We start from the raw sequence: 1,651 nt of genomic DNA, 5'->3' as shown, positions 1-1,651 counted from the left end.
TGTCGCAATCCACACCAGGCCAGAGGGCCCTCACCCATTTCAAGATCTCTCAGCCGAGACCTGCGTCACCAACCTCCGTGGACAGAACAGCTAGGGCCCCGTAAGGAGCGGTCGCCACACCGGGTACGGCGGCCTAGCGTCGGTCTTATGCAGAGCGGACCGGCAGCCCTCGCCGGCGACCGTCACTGGCGTGGCAGTGCCCGACTGGCGGTGAGCTGTTCCCTGCTGTTCTGCGCCCTGAGTCTCCTGGTCGACTGGGGCGCGGGAACCCTGACGCCCCTGCGCGCCCTGCTCTGGGTAGCCCTGTCGGCGGCCATGTTCGCCGTCATGCTCCCTCAGCGGGTCAGTGCGGGCCCCGGCTGGCTCGCGGTGCGCGCGCTCTGGCGTCGCCAGGTGATCCGCACGGACAGGTTGACCTCCGTACGACAGTACGACGGCGTCTCCTCCCACCTGGTGCTGCGGGACATCGAAGGCCACCGCCTGGAACTCGACCCCCGCACCCTCGCGGCCAACCCGTTCCTCTGGCACGAACTCGACACGGGCGTCCGCCGCTCCGTGGACCGCGGCACTCTGCGTCAGGGAGCCGACGTGCTTGAGCGGCTGGGCCACCGCATCGACGGCGAGATACTGCGGGAAGTGCTGAAGGTGTCCGGACTCGCCTGACCTCACTGAGGGCCGCACAGTTCGTGGAGCTGCGATGCGGACCGCTGTCGGGCGAGCTCGGTGAGGAGACCGCCTTCGCGACCAAGCCGGCGCCAGCCACCCGAATGATCGCCTGGTTCCTGGACGCCGGTCACCGGGCTGCGTGGGTCGCGGACCACGGGGTCTACGGCGGCAACCCGAAGCTGAGGGCCACGCTGGAGGAACGCGGCACCGGCTACGTGCTCGCGGGGGCCTGCTCGGCCGAAGTGGTCACTGGGGCAGGGAAGTTCCGCCCGGACATGCCGGCCCGGAAGGCCGTTCCGTCAGGTACGGCGCTCGGTGTTCGGTCCGGATCACCGCGCGCACGGGATCCAGTCACCCGGCGGCGGCCAGGCGGCGCCGAAGCTCCTCCTGAGAGACGTCTTCCACGTGGGTCAGAAATACCCACATGTGACCCGAAGGGTCCTTGAGGATGACGGTGCGGTCACCGTGGAACATGTCCTTCGGCGGCTGGAGGATCTCAGCGCCGGCCGCTTCTGCGCGCTCCGCCAGGCTGTCGACGTCCGGCACGAAGACATGCAGCGCGACGGACGTACCTCCGCCGAGCGAGGTCGGTGCGGCGAAGGAGGCGGCCTCCGCCTCGTCCACGCCGGCGTCGCCCAGCATCAGGGCCGACCGTCCGATGGTGATCTCCGCGTGCAGAATCCCGCCGCCCGGCGCGTCGACCCTGAAGTCCTCGCGGGCGCCGAACGCCCGCTGGTAGAAATCGATCGCCGCGGCGGCGTCGTCGACCATGATGTGCGGGATCACGGCATAGCGGTAGCGGTCGGGGATCTCGATGTGGGCTGTGCGCTCGGTCACGGCGAACCTCTCTGAAAGGCACCGCTGGTCGGTTCCTGCGGCTCTGGAAGGAACCTAGTAGTGCTTCGTTACCTTGGGTGATCTCGTCTGGTGGTGGGCATCTTCCTGGCATGAGGCTGGGGGAGGTGGAACGGCTCCGGGGTGAGTT

Annotated in this window: 2 protein-coding genes and 1 pseudogene; 2 read left to right on the top strand and 1 reads right to left on the bottom strand. The window is 68.8% G+C overall.

What is annotated here, in order from left to right:
* Positions 1 to 147: 147 nt before the first annotated feature.
* Positions 148 to 663, top strand: coding sequence for a hypothetical protein (locus tag ACF1A5_RS33805; protein ID WP_392196662.1), 516 nt, complete (start codon positions 148 to 150; stop codon positions 661 to 663).
* Between the two features lie 21 nt (positions 664 to 684).
* Positions 685 to 968 (top strand): annotated as a pseudogene (locus tag ACF1A5_RS33800) (transposase); the annotation flags it as partial.
* Between the two features lie 49 nt (positions 969 to 1,017).
* Here ACF1A5_RS33800 and ACF1A5_RS33795 read toward each other — a convergent pair.
* A complete protein-coding gene (locus ACF1A5_RS33795; RefSeq protein ID WP_392196661.1) occupies positions 1,018 to 1,503 on the bottom strand; it encodes a VOC family protein in 486 nt (161 codons plus the stop codon).
* Between the last annotated feature and the right edge of the window lie 148 nt (positions 1,504 to 1,651).

The sequence above is a fragment of the Streptomyces sp. NPDC014864 genome (assembly GCF_043081525.1).
Classification (GTDB): Bacteria; Actinomycetota; Actinomycetes; order Streptomycetales; family Streptomycetaceae; genus Streptomyces.
Note: the sequence above shows the minus strand (reverse complement) of the source record. Positions and strands in the feature narration are given on the sequence as shown.

What these genes read in the sequence shown, in the direction of transcription:
- ACF1A5_RS33805 (WP_392196662.1), top strand. Translation starts at nt 148, where the DNA reads ATGCAGAGCGGACCGGCAGCCCTCGCCGGCGACCGTCACTGGCGTGGC.